15 protein-coding genes are annotated in these 18525 nt (G+C 64.4%); 6 read left to right on the forward strand and 9 right to left on the reverse strand.

Annotation, left to right across the window (positions count from 1 at the left end; translation table 11 throughout):
* Positions 1 to 76: 76 nt before the first annotated feature.
* Positions 77 to 1096 (forward strand): LacI family DNA-binding transcriptional regulator, encoded by a 1020-nt coding sequence (locus tag ACG873_RS16525; protein WP_394893122.1) that lies wholly within the window; start codon positions 77 to 79, stop codon positions 1094 to 1096.
* An 85-nt stretch (positions 1097 to 1181) separates the two neighbouring features.
* Here ACG873_RS16525 and ACG873_RS16530 read toward each other — a convergent pair whose 3' ends face one another.
* The 6 genes from ACG873_RS16530 to ACG873_RS16555 form a co-directional block, all read right to left on the reverse strand.
* The gene (locus tag ACG873_RS16530; protein ID WP_394893124.1) at positions 1182 to 2816 is read right to left on the reverse strand and encodes an ABC transporter ATP-binding protein; all 1635 of its coding nucleotides are present in this window, start codon (positions 2814 to 2816) and stop codon (positions 1182 to 1184) included.
* On the reverse strand, positions 2813 to 3736 hold the full coding sequence (locus ACG873_RS16535) for an ABC transporter permease (protein ID WP_394893125.1): 924 nt from the start codon (positions 3734 to 3736) through the stop codon (positions 2813 to 2815). Before ACG873_RS16535 ends, ACG873_RS16530 begins: the two co-directional genes overlap by 4 nt.
* Positions 3737 to 3739: 3 nt before the next feature.
* Complete coding sequence (locus ACG873_RS16540; protein ID WP_394893127.1) at positions 3740 to 4654, reverse strand: ABC transporter permease; 915 nt, start codon at positions 4652 to 4654, stop codon at positions 3740 to 3742.
* Positions 4655 to 4738: 84 nt separating this feature from the next.
* Positions 4739 to 6247 carry an ABC transporter substrate-binding protein gene (locus tag ACG873_RS16545; RefSeq protein WP_394893128.1) on the reverse strand — a complete coding sequence of 503 codons (1509 nt, stop codon included), beginning with the start codon at positions 6245 to 6247 and terminating at the stop codon, positions 4739 to 4741.
* Positions 6248 to 6338: 91 nt separating this feature from the next.
* Positions 6339 to 7244 carry a 5-dehydro-4-deoxyglucarate dehydratase gene (gene kdgD / locus ACG873_RS16550; RefSeq protein ID WP_394893130.1) on the reverse strand — a complete coding sequence of 302 codons (906 nt, stop codon included), beginning with the start codon at positions 7242 to 7244 and terminating at the stop codon, positions 6339 to 6341.
* 63 nt (positions 7245 to 7307) lie between these two features.
* Positions 7308 to 8060 (reverse strand): FadR/GntR family transcriptional regulator, encoded by a 753-nt coding sequence (locus tag ACG873_RS16555; RefSeq protein ID WP_394893560.1) that lies wholly within the window; start codon positions 8058 to 8060, stop codon positions 7308 to 7310.
* A gap of 251 nt (positions 8061 to 8311) precedes the next feature.
* Here ACG873_RS16555 and ACG873_RS16560 point away from each other — a divergent pair, with 251 nt between their 5' ends.
* From ACG873_RS16560 to ACG873_RS16580, 5 genes are all read left to right on the forward strand, one after another.
* Positions 8312 to 10225 (forward strand): adenylate/guanylate cyclase domain-containing protein, encoded by a 1914-nt coding sequence (locus tag ACG873_RS16560; RefSeq protein WP_394893131.1) that lies wholly within the window; start codon positions 8312 to 8314, stop codon positions 10223 to 10225.
* 143 nt (positions 10226 to 10368) lie between these two features.
* Entirely contained in the window at positions 10369 to 11253 is an 885-nt protein-coding gene (locus ACG873_RS16565; RefSeq protein ID WP_394893132.1) for a helix-turn-helix domain-containing protein, read from the forward strand.
* Positions 11254 to 11382: 129 nt separating this feature from the next.
* Entirely contained in the window at positions 11383 to 12039 is a 657-nt protein-coding gene (locus tag ACG873_RS16570) for a 2Fe-2S iron-sulfur cluster-binding protein (RefSeq protein WP_394893133.1), read from the forward strand.
* A 3-nt stretch (positions 12040 to 12042) separates the two neighbouring features.
* The gene (locus ACG873_RS16575; RefSeq protein WP_394893134.1) at positions 12043 to 13029 is read left to right on the forward strand and encodes an FAD binding domain-containing protein; all 987 of its coding nucleotides are present in this window, start codon (positions 12043 to 12045) and stop codon (positions 13027 to 13029) included.
* 8 nt (positions 13030 to 13037) lie between these two features.
* On the forward strand, positions 13038 to 15302 hold the full coding sequence (locus ACG873_RS16580; protein ID WP_394893136.1) for a xanthine dehydrogenase family protein molybdopterin-binding subunit: 2265 nt from the start codon (positions 13038 to 13040) through the stop codon (positions 15300 to 15302).
* 94 nt (positions 15303 to 15396) lie between these two features.
* On the opposite strand, the gene ACG873_RS16585 is transcribed toward ACG873_RS16580, so the two are convergent.
* From ACG873_RS16585 to ACG873_RS16595, 3 genes are read right to left on the reverse strand one after another with little or no spacing between them, the layout of a single operon-like run.
* The gene (locus ACG873_RS16585) at positions 15397 to 16695 is read right to left on the reverse strand and encodes a four-carbon acid sugar kinase family protein (RefSeq protein ID WP_394893138.1); all 1299 of its coding nucleotides are present in this window, start codon (positions 16693 to 16695) and stop codon (positions 15397 to 15399) included.
* Between the two features lie 2 nt (positions 16696 to 16697).
* Positions 16698 to 17972, reverse strand: a complete 1275-nt coding sequence (locus ACG873_RS16590) for a RuBisCO large subunit C-terminal-like domain-containing protein (protein WP_394893139.1) — start codon at positions 17970 to 17972, stop codon at positions 16698 to 16700.
* Positions 17973 to 17979: 7 nt separating this feature from the next.
* A complete protein-coding gene (locus tag ACG873_RS16595) occupies positions 17980 to 18519 on the reverse strand; it encodes a VOC family protein (protein WP_394893141.1) in 540 nt (179 codons plus the stop codon).
* Positions 18520 to 18525: the final 6 nt, after the last annotated feature.

Below are 18525 nucleotides of genomic sequence, written 5' to 3' on the forward strand. Positions count from 1 at the left end.
CATCTTTTTCCATCAGAATCACTCGGCCTCTGCCCGTGGTGGACACCCGATCCACCTTGCTTGAAAGCTCTGCAGCATGCGTTCGACCCTCTTGGACATTGCACGTGAAGCCGGGGTTTCCGCCGCGACGGTGGACCGCGTGCTCAATAACCGCCCCGGCGTTCGCGACCGCACCCGCGAGATCGTCTTTGATACGGCGAAGAAGCTTGGCTACCTCGCGACTGCCCCGAGCTGGGCCGGGCAGAGTTCGGCAAAGATCCGGCTCGATTTCGTCCTGCCTGTCGGCACGAACACCTTTATTCGCATGCTGCATGAGCAGTTGAGCGCGCAAGGCGCGGCGCGGCCGCAACTCGACGTCAGCGTCAGTTCGATCGAGGGCTTCAATCCCGACACCCTCGCCCACACGCTGCACGACCTGCATGGCAAGACGGATGGCGTCGGCCTCATCGCACTCGATCACCCTACCGTCCGCGAGGCGATCCGGGCGCTGTCCGCCAACGACATCAAGGTCGTGACACTCGCAACAGACATACTCCACGTGCCGAGGGTCGCCTATGTCGGCATCGACAACCGCCAGGCTGGCAGGCTGGCCGGCTACGTGCTCGGGCGCCTGCTGGGCGCCGGCCAGCCCCGGAAGGTCGCGATGTTCGCCGGATCCCTGTCCTATCGCGGCCACCAGGAGCGCGAGATGGGCTTTCGGCACGTTCTTGCCGAGGAGTTCCCGAACCTGGAGATCGTCGAACTGCGCGAGATGCGGGACGACCGCGAACGCGCCTATGCGGAAGCCGCCGCCTTGCTCGACCGGCACGACGATCTTGCCGGCATATACAATATCGGAGCTGGCAACCAGGGGGTCGCGCGCGCCCTCAGGGAGCGAAAGCTCGAGCACTCCGTCGTGTTCCTGGGGCACGAGTTGACGGAAGGCACCAAGCAGCTTCTGCTCGAGGGGACCATGGATGGCGTCATCGACCAGAACCCTCGCGTCGAGGCTCGCGAAGCGCTCAACCTGCTCGAACACGCCGTGCGCAACCTGCCGTATGAAGGACACCCTCCGCGGCTGCACCTGATATTGAAAGAGAACATCCCCGAGGTTTAGCTCTTCCCAGCAATGGATTAGCCCTCTCCCAGCTATGGAGAAGTCACCGCAAGCCTACAGCCCGGCTCAGGACTATCGAGCTTGCTTAAAGCCATTTGGGCTTCGGCACGGCTTGCAACAGGCTTTGCGTGTACTCGTGGCGGGGCGCTGCGAACAGCGCCGAGGTTTGGCCCTGCTCGACGATCTTCCCATTTTTCATGACCATGATGCGGTCCGCAAAATGGCGGACGATCGGCAGATCATGCGTGATGAAGACATAGGAGAGACTGAGCCGGGTCCTGAGGTCGGCGAGAAGATCGATCACCTGCGCCTGGATGGAGACGTCGAGCGCCGAAACCGCCTCGTCGCAGATGATCAGCTCCGGTTCGCTCGCAAGCGCGCGCGCAATGGCGATACGCTGCCGCTGGCCACCGGAAAACTGGTGCGGGTAGCGGTCGGCGTGCTCCGGCAGCAGCCCTACCAGTTCCAGGAGCTCGGCCACGCGTCCCTTCCATTTGTTCTTCGGCAGAATATCGCGGTGGATCACCCAAGGCTCGGAGATGATGGAGTAGACGCGCATGCGCGGGTTCATGGACCCGTAGGGATCCTGGAACACCATCTGCACCTTGCGCCGAAACGCCATGAGGCGCTTCGCGTTCATTTCGAAGATATTTTCGCCAGCAAAGACAGCCCTGCCCGAGCTTGGCTCGTTGAGCCCCAGCAGCATGCGCGCGACGCTTGACTTGCCGGAACCGGACTCGCCGACGATGCCGAGCGTTTCGCCTCTCCTGACCTCGAAGCTGACGTCGTCCACCGCCTTGAACGTTCGTTTGCCAGCAAAGGCCCCGGACGCAAGCACATAGTCTTTCGTGAGATGCTCCACCTTGAGCAGGGTTTCGCCGGCGATCGTCGTCGAACGCCTGTTCGGCGTCTCGGCTGCATCGCCGTGCGGCAGCGCCGAGATGAGCCGGCGCGTATAGGCGTGCTGCGGATTGCTGAAGACTTCCTCGGCGATGCCCGTCTCCACGACCTTGCCGCCATTCATGACGATGATCCGGTCCGCCATGGACGCGGCGACTTCAAGGTCATGGGTGATCATGATCAGCGCCATGCCGGTTTCGCGCTGGAGATCGCGCAGCAGATCGAGGATTTGCGCTTGCACGCTGACATCCAGGGCGGTCGTCGGCTCGTCGGCGATCAGGATGTCCGGCTTCAGCGCGATCGCCATCGCGATCATCACGCGTTGGCGCTGTCCGCCAGAGAACTGATGCGGATAGAAATCGACGCGGTTTTCGGGCTCCGGGATGCCTACGCGCCGAAGCAGTTCTATCGCCTTGGCGCGGGCGGCCTTGCCGCTTCCCGCGCCGTGGCTCTCATAGACCTCCCCGATCTGGCGCCCCACCGTGTAGACGGGGTTCAGATAGGCGAGCGGATCCTGAAAGATCATCGCAATCCTGCGGCCGTTGATGCTTCTGCGCGCTTCCGCACCGAGGCCGGAGAGTTCGACGCTATCGAAGAAGCACGAGCCGGCCACGATATCGCCCGGCGGGCAATCGATGAGGTCCATCACCGTGCTCGTGCTGACGCTCTTTCCCGAGCCGCTTTCGCCGAGGATGACAAGGGTCTCGCCACGGCTGACGTGGAAAGAAACGTCGTCAACGGCGCGCACTGGCTCTTTGTCCGACAGGAAATCGACGGTCAGGCCCGCGACCTTGAGAATGGGATTGCTCGCGTTGCTCATCGGGCGGCTTTCCGCAATTTTTGCAGGCGCCAGCGTTGCTGCGGATCGGCGACGGTGCGCGCCCAATTCGAGAGGATGTTGAGCGACAGCGTCGTCAGCATGATCGCAAGGCCCGGCCAGAATGCGATCCACCAGGCGGTGGCGAGATAGCCGCGGCCGTTCGCCACCATCGCGCCCCAGGTAAAGTCCGGCGGCTGAATGCCGAGACCAAGGAAACTCAGCGCCGATTCCGACAGGATGACGGTCGCGAAATCAATGGCGGAAATCGTCACCAGTGTCGGCAGGACGAGGGGTGCAATATGCCGGATGATGATCCGGGCCGACTTCGCGCCCATGGCCTGCGCCGCGCTCACGAACATGCGTTCGCGCAACTCCAGCACCTCGGCGCGCGCCGTTCGGAGATAGATCGGCATGCGCGTGACGGCGAGGACGATCACGAGATTGGTGATGCTCGGGCCCAACGTGTAGAGCACGATGAGCGCCAGGAGCAGCGACGGAAAGCTCATGACGATATCGGCCAGGCGCAGAATGAGGTGGCTGTACCAACGCTCCGAATAGCCTGCGATCAGGCCGAGTGTGCCCCCGACCAGCATGGACGCGAATACCGCCGCCGCCGCAATGCCCAGCGTATTCTGCGCGCCGACAATCAGCCTGGCCAGGATGGGCCGGCCAAGGGTATCGGCACCGAGGACATAGATCCAGCCGCTCCCCAACGAGAAGGGGGCGAGATTGCGCTGGCGCAGTCCTAACCGCGAAGCGACGTCGCCCACCAGCCATGGGCCGAGGATCGCCGCGAGCACGACGATTACCAGAAAAATAGCGGCGGCCAGCGCAAGCTTGTCGCGTTTCAAATAGGCGAGAAGCACACGGCCGCTGCCTGGAACCGCCGGCGGTTTGGTGTCAGGGGTGAGGATCGTCATGGTTCAGTACCGGATCCGCGGATCGAGAACCGCGTAGAGCAGGTCGATCGCGATGTTCAGGATGAAGATGGCGGTCGCCGTCACCAGAATCGTCGATTGGACGACGGCGAAATCGCGCTGGATGATCGAATCGATCATCAGCTTGCCGATGCCGGGCCAGCCGAATATCGACTCGACGACCACGGCGCCGTTGATGAGGCTCGTCGCCAGGTCGCCGGCGACCGTGACCACGGGCAAAAGCGAGTTGCGAAGCGCATGCCCGAAGATGATCTTCTGCCGGCTCAGGCCCTTGGCTCTCGCAGTCTTGATGTATGGAGAGGCCAGCGCCGACAGCATCGTACCGCGCACGACCTGCACCAGGAGGCCGAAGGGCCGGAGCATCAGGACGAAGGTCGGCATGATCCAATGGGTCCAGCTTCCCGTGCCGGATGTCGGCAGCAATTCCAGCCCCACGGCGAAGACAAGGATACCGACGATGGCGACCCAGAAATCCGGCGCGCTCGCACCGGCCAGAGAGACGAGGCTGGCGATACGGTCGAACACGCTGCCCGGCCGCGCGGCCGCAAGGGAGCCCACGAGTATCGCCAAGGCGGTCGACAGCGTGATTGCGACGACGGCAAGCTTCAGGGTCTCGGGAAACGCCTCGAGCGCGACCTCGATGGCGGAGCGGTTCTGGCGCAGCGACTGACCGAAATCCAGGCGCAGCAGATCGCGCAGATATTCGAGGAATTGCCAGTAGATCGGCTGGTCGAGGCCGTTCAGCCGAGCGAAATCGGCCCGCGCTTCCGCGGTCGAGTCGAGAGGCAGGTAGAGGGCCGACGGATCGCCGGTGAGCCGCGTCAGGAAGAAGACCAGCGTCAGCAGGCCTATGACCGACAGGATGCTATGGGATGCGCGGCGTCCAAGATAGGTAATCATTCGGATGCCCTTCGGCGGTATCGACAGAAGCAACGGGCCGCGGACGCAGGATCATCATCGGACCCTGCGTCGCCGCCGCATCGCTCAGTCTTTGATGGCGATATTGGCCAGCGGTATTTCGCTGTTGGTGGTGATATCGGGCTTCCACTCCAGCCTGGCGCCGACGCGGGTATAACCGATCATGTGGAACATCGGGATGTCCCCTACCACTTCCTTGCGGGCCCGGGCGAAGATCGCCTTGAAGCCGTTGGTCCGGGTTTCGCCGGTGGCGGCAAGGGCCTCGACTATCTCCTTGTCGAATGCGGGATCGGCCAAGGTCGAGTAGCTGCCGCTCGAACGATAGAAGATCGGAATGGTGAAGGCCGCGTCGCCCTTGTTGTTGTCGTGCATCATCTGCAGGAGATTAGGGCCGCGCTCGGCGGGGAAGGGCTTCTGCAGATAGCGCAGCCAGTCGGCGACATCGAGCATGGTAAGCTTCACGTTGAGGCCGGCGTCCTGCCACATCGTCATCATGGCCTCCATGGCTTCCGCGCCGTTGGGATAGATGCCGTTGCGTCCGATGAGCTTGATTTCGGTATCGACCGGAACGCCTGCCGCGCGCGCCTCTTCGATGAGCTTCTTCGCCTCTTCCGGATTGTAGGGCCAAGGCTCGAGCGCATCGTCATGGCCGTTGATGCCGGCGACAACCATCTGCGAGGCTCGCTTGACGTCGTCGCCGAACAACTGGGCAAGGCCTTCCCAGTCGATCGCAAGGTTGAGCGCCTGGCGGATGCGCAAATCATCGAGCGGCGGCTGGGCCGCGTCGATGCGGATCGCGGTGGTTTCGGAGTTCAAGTAGGCAAAGTCCGTATCCGGATTGCTGGCGTCCTGGATGGCTATCGACGGCGTCAGGTCGGCCTCTCCAGTCTCCACCATGGCCGCCCGAATCGAGGATTCCGGCCGCCAGACATAAGTCGCCTTGGTGATTTCCGGCTTCTTGCCCCAGTAACCCTCGAACGAGTCCAAAACGACGGTCTGCGGGGAAAAGGTCGACAGCTTGAAGGGACCGGTTCCGACCGGATCGTTCACCGCCTGATCGACAGGCGTCTTCGGCGAGACGATCATGACCACGCTCAACAACGTCGGCATGATGGGCTCGGGCCTGTCCGACTTGATTTCGACGGTCAGGTCGTCGACCGGCGTCACCGTCAGTTTGGCGTCGCCGAATTTCGCTATGTTGCTGCAGGTGATCTTGCCGCCGATCATCCTGTCGATCGAGAATGCGACCGCCTGGGCGTTGAGTTCCGATCCGTCCTGGAACTTCACGCCTTCGCGCAGCTTAATCCGCCAGGTCGTCGGGTCCACGCTGGTCCATTCCGTTGCCAATTTCGGCTGAGGCTGTCCGGTAACCGGATCAATAACCGTCAGCGGCTCCACGACGTTCTGGCTGAGAATCTGTCCGACATTCGTGATGATGGTGCCGCAGGGCTCCAGATTGGCCGGCTGCTCCGGCAGGACGATACGGATCTCCTGCGCAGCTTGCGCCGGGGCCGATGGCGCGGCGGCCGTCATCAATATGGCGGCTGCAATCGTATGAATGCTTGTCCTGTTCATGTCTTACCTCCCTTTGATCTTCCGTTTCGGCTGTCGCGCCAGGCCGACGAACGTCCTCTTCCCGTTCATCCGCCAATTTTCGCCGATCGCTCTAGGCGGCGACCCTTTCGATCAGGTCGAGCAGCATGTCTTTTTCCTGCGGCTTCAGGTCCGTCAGCGGCGGACGGACTGGGCCGGGCGTCCGCCCGATGAGTTCGACGCCTGCCTTGATGATCGAGACCGGATAGCCTTGCTCGCGATCGCGCAACGCCGCGAAGGGGAAGAAGAAGCCGTGCAGGATTTCTTCCATTGCAGCGCGATCGCTTGCCCGCATGGCTTTGTAGAAGCGCTGCGCCAGTTCCGGCAGAAAGTTGAAGACGGCGGAGGAATAGGTCGTCACGCCAACTCCGTTAAAGCCTTCGGCAAAGAGTTCATGCGTCGGCATGCCGCCGATGTAGCAGAGCCGATCGCCAAGCTTCGCGGTGACGTGGCGGACAAGATCGACCTTGCCCGTGCCGTCCTTGAAGCCGATGAGGTTCGGGCAAGCGTCGGCAAGGCGGGCAACCGTGTCGGCATTGGCTACCGAGTTCGCGCGGTTGTAGATGATAACGCCGAGGCCGGTGGATTCGCACACGGCTTTCACATGCCGGAATATGCCCTCCTGAGGCGCCTCCATCAGGTAATGGGGCAGCAGCAAAAGCCCGTCGGCTCCCGCAGCTTCGGCGCGGCGGGCAGTTTCCCTGGCGAGCGACATGCCGTAGCCGCAGCCGGCAATGATCGGCACGTTCCCCGAGACATCCTTGGCCGCGCGGGTGACATCGGCGACCTCTTCCGGCGAGAGGGAGAAGAATTCTCCCGTGCCGCCCGCCGCGAACAGGGCAGCAGCGCCGAAGCCGGAGAGCCATTCCACATGCGCGCGGTAGCTTTCGAGATTGAGGCTGAGATCCTCGTTGAAATGTGTGACCGGAAACGACAGCAGCCCGGAGGCGACGCGCAACTTGATTTCATCTGGCGACAAAAGAACTCATCCCGCAAATTAATATGATGTCGTTCAAAGTCATATGATGAGTGTTTCGACGAGTCAACCGTCGTTCTTGTCTTCCCTCGCCGGGCGCCGGACGGTCAATGCGCGATAGCGCTTGATCCCCGTCACCAGGTGGCGGCGCATCGCTTCCCGCGCCTTTTCCGGGTCGCGGGCGAGAATCGCATCCGCGATTTCTCTGTGCTCTTCCAGAATCGGATGGTCGCGATTGGGCAAGGGGTCGACGCCGCCCATCATCGTCTTGAACTTCACCCGCGGGATCATCCGGCGGCCCACATGTTCGAGAAATGCCTTGAATCTGGCGTTGTTCGTCGCTGTAGCAATCGCCATGTGGAACTGGAAGTCCGCCTCGTCGGTGGGTTGCCCCTGCGCCATGAGATCGGCGAACCTTTCGACCTGGGCCTCGATTTCGGCCTCCTGCGCCGGCGAACTGCGCGCCGCGGCAAGGCCGGCTGCCTCGACTTCGATGCCAATACGCAGCTCGAGTTCTTCGATAATGTCGGAAATCTTGTCCGTCTCGTCGGTGAAGAGCTTCAGCCCCTCATCGGTCGATTTGGGGCCGAGAACGAAGACACCGGCGCCTTGCCGCGATTCCACCAGCCCGTCGGCGCGAAGGGCTGCAATTGCTTCCCGGATTACCGTACGGCTGAACCCGAACCGGTCGATCAGCGCTGGCTCTGTCGGCAATTTGTCGCCGGGGGCATAGAAGCCGGCTTCGATCTGTCCGCGCAGCGCATCTGCAACCTGAGAGACGAACGACCTGCGGGACGTTCGATGTTCGACCTGCTGCATGGATCCTCCAAACTTTGCCGGGTCATGATGTTTCATACTCTCGCCGCAGGACAAAAGCGAGGTCATCATATGAAACTTATCATGTGGACCGAAAAGCTTTCAAGTCATCATATGGCTTCTGTTGCGTTCGGCGTGTCCGTCAGTCCGCCTCGCGAACCTCCACTCCGGTGCGGAGCGAACGGGAATGTGATTGGCTAGCGAGGCCGCCACAGCCTATTTTCTATTATTGCTAGCAATTCGAGGTTGATATCATGGAGCGCAGGCTGGCAGCTATTATGGCTGGCGATGTCGTCGGCTACAGCCGCATGATGGCCGAGGACGAATCGGCCACCTACAACCAATTGCGCGCGGCCCTGGATGAAATCGTCCGGCCGTCAGTGGACCGGCATGGCGGCCGCGTCTTCAAGAACACCGGCGACGGCTTTCTTGCCACCTTTCCAAGTGTGAACGAGGCGCTGGACGCCGCGCTGGAGATCCAGAATGGATTCGCCACACGCTCGCTCCAGTTGCGCATCGGTCTCAACATGGGCGATGTTATCGAAGAGGACGGAGATGTCTTCGGCGATGGCGTGAACATAGCCGCCCGGCTCGAGGCCATGGCGGAACCCGGCAGCATCTATGTGAGCGCCGCCGTCGTCCGCAGCGCCGACAAGAGCCGGAGCGAACGCTTCGAGAGTATCGGCCGGCGCCAGGTCAAGAATATCCCCGAGACAGTCGAGGTCTACGCATTGCGGCCGCGGCATTCTTCGCCGGTTGCGGACGCGAAGCGGTCTGCATGGCGCGCGCCTCGATGGGCGGCGACGGCGGCGGCCGGATTGATGGCGGCAGTCGCCGCGGCCGGGGCATTGACGCTGGACGTAGACTGGAAGCAGGCGATCGCCGAGCGGCTTCAAGGGCGCGAACAGACGGCAGTGGAAACTGCGGGCGCCGACATGCGACCGGCTGTTGCGGTGCTGCCGTTCGACAATCTGAGCGGCGATCCGGCACAGGCCTACTTCAGCGACGGCCTTACGGAAGACGTCATCACCGAACTGGCGCGCAATCGGGAGCTCCTGGTGATTGCCCGGAACTCCACCTTCGCCGCGCGGGAGAGGTCCGCGGACATTCGGGAGGTCGGCGCTATCCTTGGCGCGGGCTACGTCGTCGAAGGGAGTGCGCGCCGCTCCGGCGATCAGCTGCGCGTGGTGGCTCAGCTTATCGATGCGAATACCGGGACCCATTTGTGGTCGCGGAGCTATGATCGCCGGGTCGAGGATGTATTCGCCGTGCAAACTGATCTCACCGCCGAGATCGTCGCCTCGCTTGTCTCTTATGTGCGTCAATCGGAATCGGAGGCGGCGGCCGATCGCCCCACCGAGAACCTGCAAGCCTATGACCTCGTTCTTCAGGCGCGCGATCAGTACAAGCATGGGGCATCCGACGGGCCCGCGTTGCTCGCCGCGCGCGCACTTTACCGACGCGCCATTGAACTCGATCCCGAATACGCCGCTGCTCATGCCTATTTGGGCATGACTCACATCATCGATCGGATCGATAACCTTACCGGCGAGGCGACGGTGCGTGACCTGGAGATCGGCCTGGACGAGGCACGACAGGCGATCCGCCTCGAACCGTATCTGCCGCTCGGATACCAGATTCTGAGCTTTGGCCTGTCGGCGAGCGGAGATTATTCGGGAGGCATGCGGGCGGCCCAGCGTGCGGTCGAGCTCAACCCAGGCGATCCCGACAGCCTGATGGCATTGGCCAAGGCGCAGGTCCGCTTTGGCGCCTACGCCGAAGCTGTCGAAAATGCCGAGCGCGCCCGGCGCCTTCACCCGATGGCGCCCGAATACTATGCCTACGTCCACGGCCAGGCGCTCTATGCAGCCGACCGGACGGAGGAAGCCGACGAGCTTCTCGCCGAGTGCCTTCTGCGTGCACCGCGGGACCCGAATTGCCTTCGCATCCGTGCCGCGGTGCAGGTCCGTCAGGAGAAACTGAGCGAGGCGCGCGAGACCATGGCGCAACTGATCGAGGCTGACCGCAGCTTTTCGCTCGCGGCCGAAGCCGACTACCGCCGGTTCGGCGATTCGCCGCTGATGGCGCGCTATCTGTCCGACCTTGCCCGCGCACAGGCCCCTAAATCCGCGAGCGACAATAACCGCCCCGGGAGCGGAGCAACTTAGACCGAGCAGCAGTCACGGGACTGTGAATGGGCGCGCGGTTATCATGCCCGGCGGTCGCCCCAAATACGTTGTCAATGTCACCAGTTTTCACGCGCCGCGGCGGCTAGGCGCAATTCCGAGACACGAACCGACGGGATGCAACGATGTCATTCAGACCATTGCTTGGTGACGGACGGATCAGGGCGCGCGAAGAGAGGTCGGAGGCCATCCAGACAGCTTCATGGATCGGCTCCTCGATTATTTTCGACAATCGCCGCTGGGCGTGCCGGGACGCCGAACTGCGCTGGACGGCGCCTCATCACCTGATCGTGCTGACCGAAGACGGCGGTACGTCCGAGACCTCCATCAGATCCGAGGGGAAATCTCTCTACGACGGGCGAGATCGGCCGGGAAATCTCACCTTTGTTCCCGCCGGCGCCGAGCGGCTCGGCTACTATCGCGATGTGGACCTGTCCTATTCCGCTCTGTGGATCGATCCCGACCTCGGGCTTCCGGAATGCGAACGCCTGAGGGATATGCCAATCCTGGTGAACAAGAGCGACAGCGTCATCGCCGCCCTTCTGGGTTCGCTTCGCGACGAGATAGCGCTCGGCCACAAGCCGGACACCGCTTATGTCGAGCATCTTGCGGCGCTTGTCAGTCTTCGCGTGGCCGCCCTGAACAGGGTGCAAACCCCGGCTGTGCGTCACGGCCATCTTAGCCGCCGGATGCTTGCCCGGATCCGCGATTACATCGACGCTAACCTGACCTCCGACATCTCGCTGACCGAACTGGCAGCTGTCGCCGGCATGGCGGTGGACAATTTTGCACGCCGTTTCAAGACGACAACCGGCCTCGCGCCCTATGCCTATGTGATCGAAGAACGCATCCGGCGAGCGGAAATGCTGCTGCGCGAAACCGACATGTTGTTAAGCGCCATTGCTTTCCGCTGCGGCTTCTCGAGCCAGAGCCATTTCACCGCAACTTTCCGGCGGCTCAGGCGCATGACCCCACGGGTCTATCGGACGCATTTTTCCCCGGAATCCTGATATTGCGCCCGGTTTCCTGAAAGAAACCCGCCGCACCCGCCACCACCTCAGGCGTGTCGACCCACAGCGGCTGCCGGCATCTTCACCGGGATCGCTGTGCGGGCTCTCGTCACCGGATTGGGAGATATCATGGCCGAAACGGACAACAGGAATTGGCCGACGCGCCGAACGGTGCTGGAAGGCGGGGCCGCGACCGGCTTGCTTTTGGCAGCCGGCGTGCCGGTTCGGGCCCAGCAGGACGCCATCATGACGGCAGCTGCTGCTGCAACGCCGGCGCCGACAATGCCGATGAACCTGACGATCAACAAAAACGGGTTCTCGGTCGAACTCGATCCGCGCACGACGCTGCTCGATGCACTGCGCAATCACCTCGGCCTCACCGGTTCGAAGAAGGGATGCGACCACGGCCAGTGCGGCGCCTGCACGGTGCTGGTCAACGGACGCCGGATCAATGCATGCCTGACGCTCGCCGCCATGCACGAAGGCGACGACATCACCACGATCGAAGGGCTCGCCGAGGGCGACGAACTGCATCCGATGCAGGCTGCCTTCGTCGCCCGCGACGGTTTTCAGTGCGGCTACTGCACGCCGGGCCAGATCTGCTCGGCTGTGGGCATGCTGAGCGAGATCAGGGCCGGCTGGCCGAGCCATGCGGGCACGGACGTAGCGGCCAGCGCCGCACTTACCGATGCTGAAATCCGCGAGCGCATGAGCGGCAACATCTGCCGCTGCGCCGCCTATCCCAACATCGTCGCAGCGATCCGCGACGCGGCCGGGGAGGCGTGAACCATGCGAGCCTTTACCTATGAACGCGCCGGAGACGCGAGAGAAGCGGCTGCCGCAGTTGCCGCCCGGCCGGAAGCGAAATTCATCAGCGGCGGGACCAATCTCCTCGACCTGATGAAACTCGACATCGAGCGGCCGGCGCATCTCGTCGACGTCAGCCGGCTGCCGCTCGACCGCATCGAGGACACGCCGGAGGGCGGGCTGCGCATCGGCGCCCAAGTCCGCAACAGCGATCTCGCCGCCGATCCCCGGGTGAGGTCGCGCTATCCGGTGCTGTCGCAGGCGATGCTTGCCGGCGCCTCCGGCCAGATCCGCAACAAGGCCTCAGCCGGCGGCAATCTGCTGCAGCGCACGCGCTGCTATTACTTCTACGACCGCAACATGCCTTGCAACAAGCGCGAGCCCGGCTCGGGCTGCGCCGCGCTCGAAGGGTTCAACCGCATGCACGCCATCCTCGGCGCCAGCGAGGCCTGCATCGCGGTCCATCCCTCCGACATGGCGGTCGCGATGGCAGCGCTCGACGGCAGCGTCGAGACCATTTCGCCAGACGGCGAAACCCGCACGATCCCGGTCGGCGACCTACACAGGCTGCCCGGCACGACGCCCAATGTCGAGACGGAACTCGGGCATGGCGAGATGATCACCGCTGTCACCTTGCCGCCTGCGCCGCCCGGCCGGCAGATCTATAGGAAAGTGCGCGACCGCGCCTCCTACGCCTTCGCGCTGGTATCGGTGGCGGCGATCGTCGAGGCGAGCGGCGGCGGCATCCGGAGCGCCCGGATCGCGATGGGCGGCGTCGCCGCCAAACCGTGGCGCGCGGGCGAAGCGGAGCGCGCGCTGGCCGGCGCTACGGTGTCCAACCGCGCCTATACCGACGCCGCCGAAGCTGCGCTCGCCGGGGCGAAAGCTTATGGCGGCAACGATTTCAAGATCCCGCTGGCCAAACGGACGGTGCGGCACACACTGGCCGCGGCGATCGAACGCGCGTGAGGTGATCTATGGCAGAGACAATGACCAACACCGGCCTCATCGGCCGGCCGATCGACCGCATCGACGGTCCGCTCAAGGTGACCGGCCGCGCGACTTACGCCTACGAGCACGCGATGGACGGCGCAGCCTATGGCTACATCGTCGGCGCAGCCATCGCCAAAGGCCGCATCGCCGCGATCGACACGGCCGAAGCGGAACAGGCGCCGGGCGTCCTCCACGTCATGACGCACCGGAATGCGCCATCTCAACCGGACTTCGGCCCGGCGGTCACGCCGACCGTGCCGGAGGTCTTCACCCGCGCCCGGCCCATGCTGGCGACCGACCGGGTGCGCTACTATGACGAGCCGGTCGCGCTGGTGGTGGCGGAAACCTTCGAGGCCGCGCGCGCCGCCGCCGGGCTCATCAAGGTCCGGTACAAGGAGGAACCGGGCGTCTTCGACCTCAGGGCGCATCTCGCCGACGCCTACGCGCCCAAGCGGACCAATGCCGGCTTCGAGACGGACAGCGCCGTCGGCGATTTCGAGGCCGCATTCCCGGCCGCGGCGGTCAAGATCGACGCGACCTACCGCACACCCTACGAGCACCACAATCCGATGGAGCCGCATGCGACGCTCGCCGTCTGGTCCGGCGACGACGTGACGATCCATACGTCCGCGCAGACGCTGGCGAACTTCCGGGCTGGTCTCGCCAGCACGCTCGGCATTCCGCCCGAGCGGGTGCGCGTCGTCAGCCCGTTCATCGGCGGAGGTTTTGGTTCAAAGCTGATCATCCACGCCGACACGGTGCTGGCAGCGATAGCCGCACGGGTTCTCCGGCGGCCGGTCAAGATCGCACTCACTAGGCAGCAGATGTTCGCCAATGCCGGCCACCGCGCCGAGATGATCCAGCAGGTGCGTCTTGGCGCGAACCCTGACGGGCGGCTCATCGCGATGGGATATGAAGTCTGGTCCGCGACCTCCAGCTTCGAGGAATATTGCGAGCAGACGGCGGTCTTCGCCCGCTCGCTCTACGCGGCTCCGAACCGGCTGACTCGCCATCGCCTCGTCGGCGTTGATCTCAATCGCGGCGAGTGGATGCGCTCGCCCGGCGAGGCGCCGGGCATGCTCGCCTTCGAATGCGCCATGGATGAACTCGCCGAGCGCCTCGACCTTGACCCGATCGAGTTCCGCATCCGCAACGAGTCGACCGAGGACCCCGAACGCGGCGTTCCGTTCTCGACGCGCAATCTCGTCGCCTGCATGGAAGAGGGCGCGCGACGTTTCGGTTGGGAGAGCCGGAACCCTGTCCCGGGACAGGTCCGCGAAGGGCGCAAGCTGATCGGCTATGGCATGGCCGCGGCAATCCGGCCAAACTATATCGGCGCGTCGACTGCCCAGGTCTCGATCGACGCGGACGGCCAGTTGACCGCCCGGCTCGACATGACCGATATCGGCACCGGCACCTACACGATCCTGACCCAGATCGCGGCGGAAAACCTTGGCGTGCCGCTCTCGGCGGTCAGGATAGAACTCGGCGACAGCAATTTTCCGAAGACCGCCGGCTCGGGTGGTTCCTGGGGCGCGGCGAGCGCGGGCTCCGCGCTTCACAATGCGTGCAATGCGCTCAAGGAAAAGATCATGGCGGCGGCGCGATCGAGCGAGGGCTCGCCTTTTCATGGCGCGAACGCCACCCATGCCAACTTTGCCGGCGGAGCGATAACGATCGGCGACCGTTCGGAGCGCTTGGCCGATCTCGTCCGCCGGATCGTCCCGGAGGGGCTAGAGGCGGAAGGCTCCGTCGCGGCGGCTCGCGAAAGCGCCGCCTACACGGACTATTCCCAGCATGCCTATGGCGCGCATTTCGCCGAGGTCGCGGTCGATTGCGATACCGGCGAAATCCGCATGCGCCGCATGCTGTCCGTGATCGGCGCCGGGCGCATCCTCAACGGCAAGACCGCGCGCTCGCAGATCATCGGCGGCATGACCTGGGGCATCGGCGCGGCCCTGATGGAGGAGACGGTACTAGACTCGCGCCACGGCCATTTCGTCAACCACGACCTTGCCGAGTACCACGTCCCGGTCAATGGCGACGTTCCCGGCATGGAGGTGGTGTTTCTCGAGGAGCACGACGACAAGGCCAATCCGTTCGGAAGCAAGGGCCTCGGCGAACTCGGTGTCTGCGGCGCCGGCGCTGCGGTCGCTAACGCCGTCTACAATGCGACCGGCATTCGCGTGCGGGAGTTCCCGATCACCCTGGACAAGCTGCTGCCCGCCCTACCCTCGACCGCGATTTGAGACCGCAATCACTGCCGCTATAGACGGCGTGGAATTGCATGACATTCGCTGTTGTCTAGCGGCCATCACCTTGAGCCGCCGTCTAGCAGCGGCGTCATGCTTCAAGTCGACCGCCCGCTCCGCAAAATATGGCGAAGCGGTCGAAAATGTCGATCTGCCCGACTTGGCCGCCTTTGAGGAGCAGGGTCACGCCGTCGCGGGCCTTCATCGACGAACGGCTTGCACATATCGCAACGCCGGAGGCGATCCGGCTGAGGAAGGCAAGGCTCTCGAAGCCGAGCCGGTGGACGACGGCGCTCGATGTGTCGCCGCCGGCGACGCCGAGCGAGCGGACCGGATGACGGTCGAGGACGACGGCGGCAAGCGTGGCGAGACGGTCGGTGAGTTCACCGCCCGTCAGGCCGTAGATCTCGTCGGGCAGGAGATGGAGCAGCACGTTGGCGCCTTGCGCCAGCCGCACTGTCGCCCGCGCGGCGAGATCATCGAGGTCGGGGCCCGCCAGAGCGGCGCGGGAAACCGGCATGCGGTCGAACATGTTGGCGGCATCGACCTGGGCGGCGGTAACCGCCGAGCGGCTGCCGGCGAGCACGAGGCAGGGGCCGCCGGGGACAGCCGAGGGCGCGGCCGGGGCGCGCGATGCATCCGCTGGCGGATGATCGGGGCCTGCGGTGAGAGCTTCGGCGACACTGCTCGCGCCGACCACGAGCAATGGACCGCCGGCGGCGAGCTTGCGAAGCGCACCGCCGATCATTTCGATATCGGACTGCGCTGCGGCGTCGAAGAGGATGCGCGGTCGCGGGGCGGCCAGATGGGCCGGCAGGCGCGCGGCAAGCCCGTTGCCGAGGTCGGGCCAGGTTTCGAGCGCCAATCCGTCGAGCCCTTGGGCGGCGAGATGGACGCGCAGGTCCGCCTCGGTCATTGGCGTCACGGGATGGTGGCTCATCACCGGATGGCGGTCGATGCGGTGGACGGCGCCGTCCGGCCCGCGGGCGAACAGATTACCGAAGAGGCAATACCGGCCGAGGCTCGGCTGACCGCCGACGATTGCGGTGAGGGCGGGGTCGAGATGGCGTTCGAGCGCGAGGACGGCGGCGCCGATGCTGCCGACTGTTGGCGACGAATCGAAAGTGGAGCAGACCTTGTAGTGGAGGATGCGCGGCGATAGGGCCGCGACGGTGTCTGCAAGCGCGTCGATCCGGTCGGTGATCTGTCGGAGCGGCAGGGCGCGCAGGTCGGTAGCGAGGCCTACCGCATCGAGCCGCTCGGCCGAGACGGCGGCGGGATCGGGGGGATGCAGGAACAGGCGGACGCGGCATCCGGCCTCGGCCAAGGTCGCCAGCGTGTCGGACGCGCCGGTGAAGTCGTCTCCGATGAATAGATAGTCGATCGCCATGATCAGCGGCCGAAGAAGGAGAGCGCGACGGCAAGCTCCGGCCGTGTCGCGGCTGCGGCTGCGAGATCGCGGCCTTCGGCGACTGCTTCCCAGGCCTGTCTCAGGCTCCTAACGCCGGCTGCCGGCCCGTCCGGGTGGGCCAGGATGCCGCCGCCTGCGAGGAACATGAAATCGGCCGAGCCGGCCGCCTCGCATGTGCGCGGCAATGTGCCGGACCACTGGCCGGAGGAAAAGACCGGCAGCACCGCATCCGAAGCGTCGCGCGCATCCGCCGCGAGCGGCTTGAGGCAGCGCCTGGCCGCCGCCTCCACATCTTCGGCCGCATCGGAGAATTTTCCGCCGATGCCGTGCACATGCATGTGGTCGACGCCGGCCAGCCGGTAGAGCGCCTGATAGGCGTCGAAGCCGATGCCGAGCGCCGGATGTCGGCCAAAGGCGCCGTAGCCGTTGCGATGGCCATGAAGCGCGAGCGGGGTTGCGCGGCGCAGCGTTTGGACGCAGGAGAGGCCGCACCAGTTAAGGCTCGCCATCACGCAGGAGCCGCCCTCGCGCTCGACGAGGTCGGTGTGGCGGCGCATTGAGTCCACCTCGTCGGTGATATTGAACGCCACCATCACGTCGCGGCCAGTGCGGTCGCGATAGGCTCGTATCTTGGCCATGACCGCCGGCACGCGCAGGTCAAGTGGCGCGTGATCCGGGTTGGCACAGATCTCGTCGTCCTTGATGAAATCGACGCCGGCCTCGCAAAGAAGCGCGACAAGGTCGGCGATCTCATCCGCCGACATACCGACATTCGGCTTGATGATCGTGCCGAAGAAGGGACGGCCGTGAACGTTCAGCCGCTCGCGCGTGCCTGCAACACCGAGCACGGGCAGCTCGAAGCGAATGCGGTAGTCCTGCGGGATGTCGACATCGAGCAATTTCAGGCCCGTTATCTCGCCGAGGTCGTAGAGGTTTCCGGCTACCGTTGCGGCGAGCGTCGGGAGGTTCGCGCCGACGTTGGCGATCGGAAAAGCGATGCGGACGCGCGCCCTGCGCCACGGACCGGTCGCGCGCTGCCGTTCGAGCCAGGCGCTGGAAAGGCTCGGCGCTGCTGCGGACTCCAGCTCCTCGACCGCGAGCACCTCCGCCGCCGCGCGTCGGCGCAGTTCGTCGGTCTCGCCGGCGACGCGCACGAAAGTGCCGCTGCTCTGTTCTCCGGCCATGATCGCCGCCACCGCCGCGGGTTCAAGCGGCGTCTCGATCAGATAGGTGGCTTCGATCGTTGCGGGCTTCATCTTTGCCTCAGATTGTCGAAAGGTCCGGGAAAGGCCGTACCGGGTTCGTTCCGTCCCAATCCTGCGCGGCCTCGCGGATCATGTCGAACATACGCCCTTTCGGACCCAGCACCTCCGAGAGTTCGATCACCGTGCCGGGGTGGGCTTCCCGGTCGAAATAGACGAAGCGACCGTTCGCGCCGACCTTGCCGCTCATCTTGCGGCGAAAACCCCGAGCTTCCATGCGCGCCAGATCGGCGTCATAGGTTTCAGTCCAGTAAGCGACGTGCTGCAGGCCGCGATGGCCGGCGCGCATGAAATCGCGATACATCGACGGCGCGTCGTTGCGCGTCTGGATCAGCTCCACCTGCATCGGCCCACTGTTGGCGAGCGCGACCGAATTGTGCACCTCGTAGGACCTGTCCTCGTAGCGATAGTCGTCGATCGGCACTTTCGGATTGTAGAACCAGGGGCCGACGCCCATCACCTCGTGCCAGTGGGCCATGGCGGCCTCGATGTCGTCGACCACGTAGCCGAGCTGACGGATCGGGCCCAGAAACCTGCTCATGTGAAA

Origin of the sequence: Allomesorhizobium aridi (assembly GCF_043769475.1) — a bacterium.
Classification (GTDB): Bacteria; Pseudomonadota; Alphaproteobacteria; order Rhizobiales; family Rhizobiaceae; genus Allomesorhizobium.

What these genes read in the sequence shown, in the direction of transcription:
- ACG873_RS16585 (WP_394893138.1), bottom strand. Translation starts at nt 16,695, where the DNA reads ATGGCGATCGACTATCTATTCATCGGAGACGACTTCACCGGCGCGTCC.
- ACG873_RS16540 (WP_394893127.1), bottom strand. Translation starts at nt 4,654, where the DNA reads ATGATTACCTATCTTGGACGCCGCGCATCCCATAGCATCCTGTCGGTC.
- ACG873_RS16530 (WP_394893124.1), bottom strand. Translation starts at nt 2,816, where the DNA reads ATGAGCAACGCGAGCAATCCCATTCTCAAGGTCGCGGGCCTGACCGTC.
- ACG873_RS16555 (WP_394893560.1), bottom strand. Translation starts at nt 8,060, where the DNA reads ATGCAGCAGGTCGAACATCGAACGTCCCGCAGGTCGTTCGTCTCTCAG.
- ACG873_RS16525 (WP_394893122.1), top strand. Translation starts at nt 77, where the DNA reads ATGCGTTCGACCCTCTTGGACATTGCACGTGAAGCCGGGGTTTCCGCC.
- ACG873_RS16595 (WP_394893141.1), bottom strand. Translation starts at nt 18,519, where the DNA reads ATGAGCAGGTTTCTGGGCCCGATCCGTCAGCTCGGCTACGTGGTCGAC.
- ACG873_RS16545 (WP_394893128.1), bottom strand. Translation starts at nt 6,247, where the DNA reads ATGAACAGGACAAGCATTCATACGATTGCAGCCGCCATATTGATGACG.
- ACG873_RS16570 (WP_394893133.1), top strand. Translation starts at nt 11,383, where the DNA reads ATGGCCGAAACGGACAACAGGAATTGGCCGACGCGCCGAACGGTGCTG.
- ACG873_RS16580 (WP_394893136.1), top strand. Translation starts at nt 13,038, where the DNA reads ATGGCAGAGACAATGACCAACACCGGCCTCATCGGCCGGCCGATCGAC.
- ACG873_RS16535 (WP_394893125.1), bottom strand. Translation starts at nt 3,736, where the DNA reads ATGACGATCCTCACCCCTGACACCAAACCGCCGGCGGTTCCAGGCAGC.
- ACG873_RS16575 (WP_394893134.1), top strand. Translation starts at nt 12,043, where the DNA reads ATGCGAGCCTTTACCTATGAACGCGCCGGAGACGCGAGAGAAGCGGCT.
- ACG873_RS16565 (WP_394893132.1), top strand. Translation starts at nt 10,369, where the DNA reads ATGTCATTCAGACCATTGCTTGGTGACGGACGGATCAGGGCGCGCGAA.
- ACG873_RS16590 (WP_394893139.1), bottom strand. Translation starts at nt 17,972, where the DNA reads ATGAAGCCCGCAACGATCGAAGCCACCTATCTGATCGAGACGCCGCTT.
- ACG873_RS16560 (WP_394893131.1), top strand. Translation starts at nt 8,312, where the DNA reads ATGGAGCGCAGGCTGGCAGCTATTATGGCTGGCGATGTCGTCGGCTAC.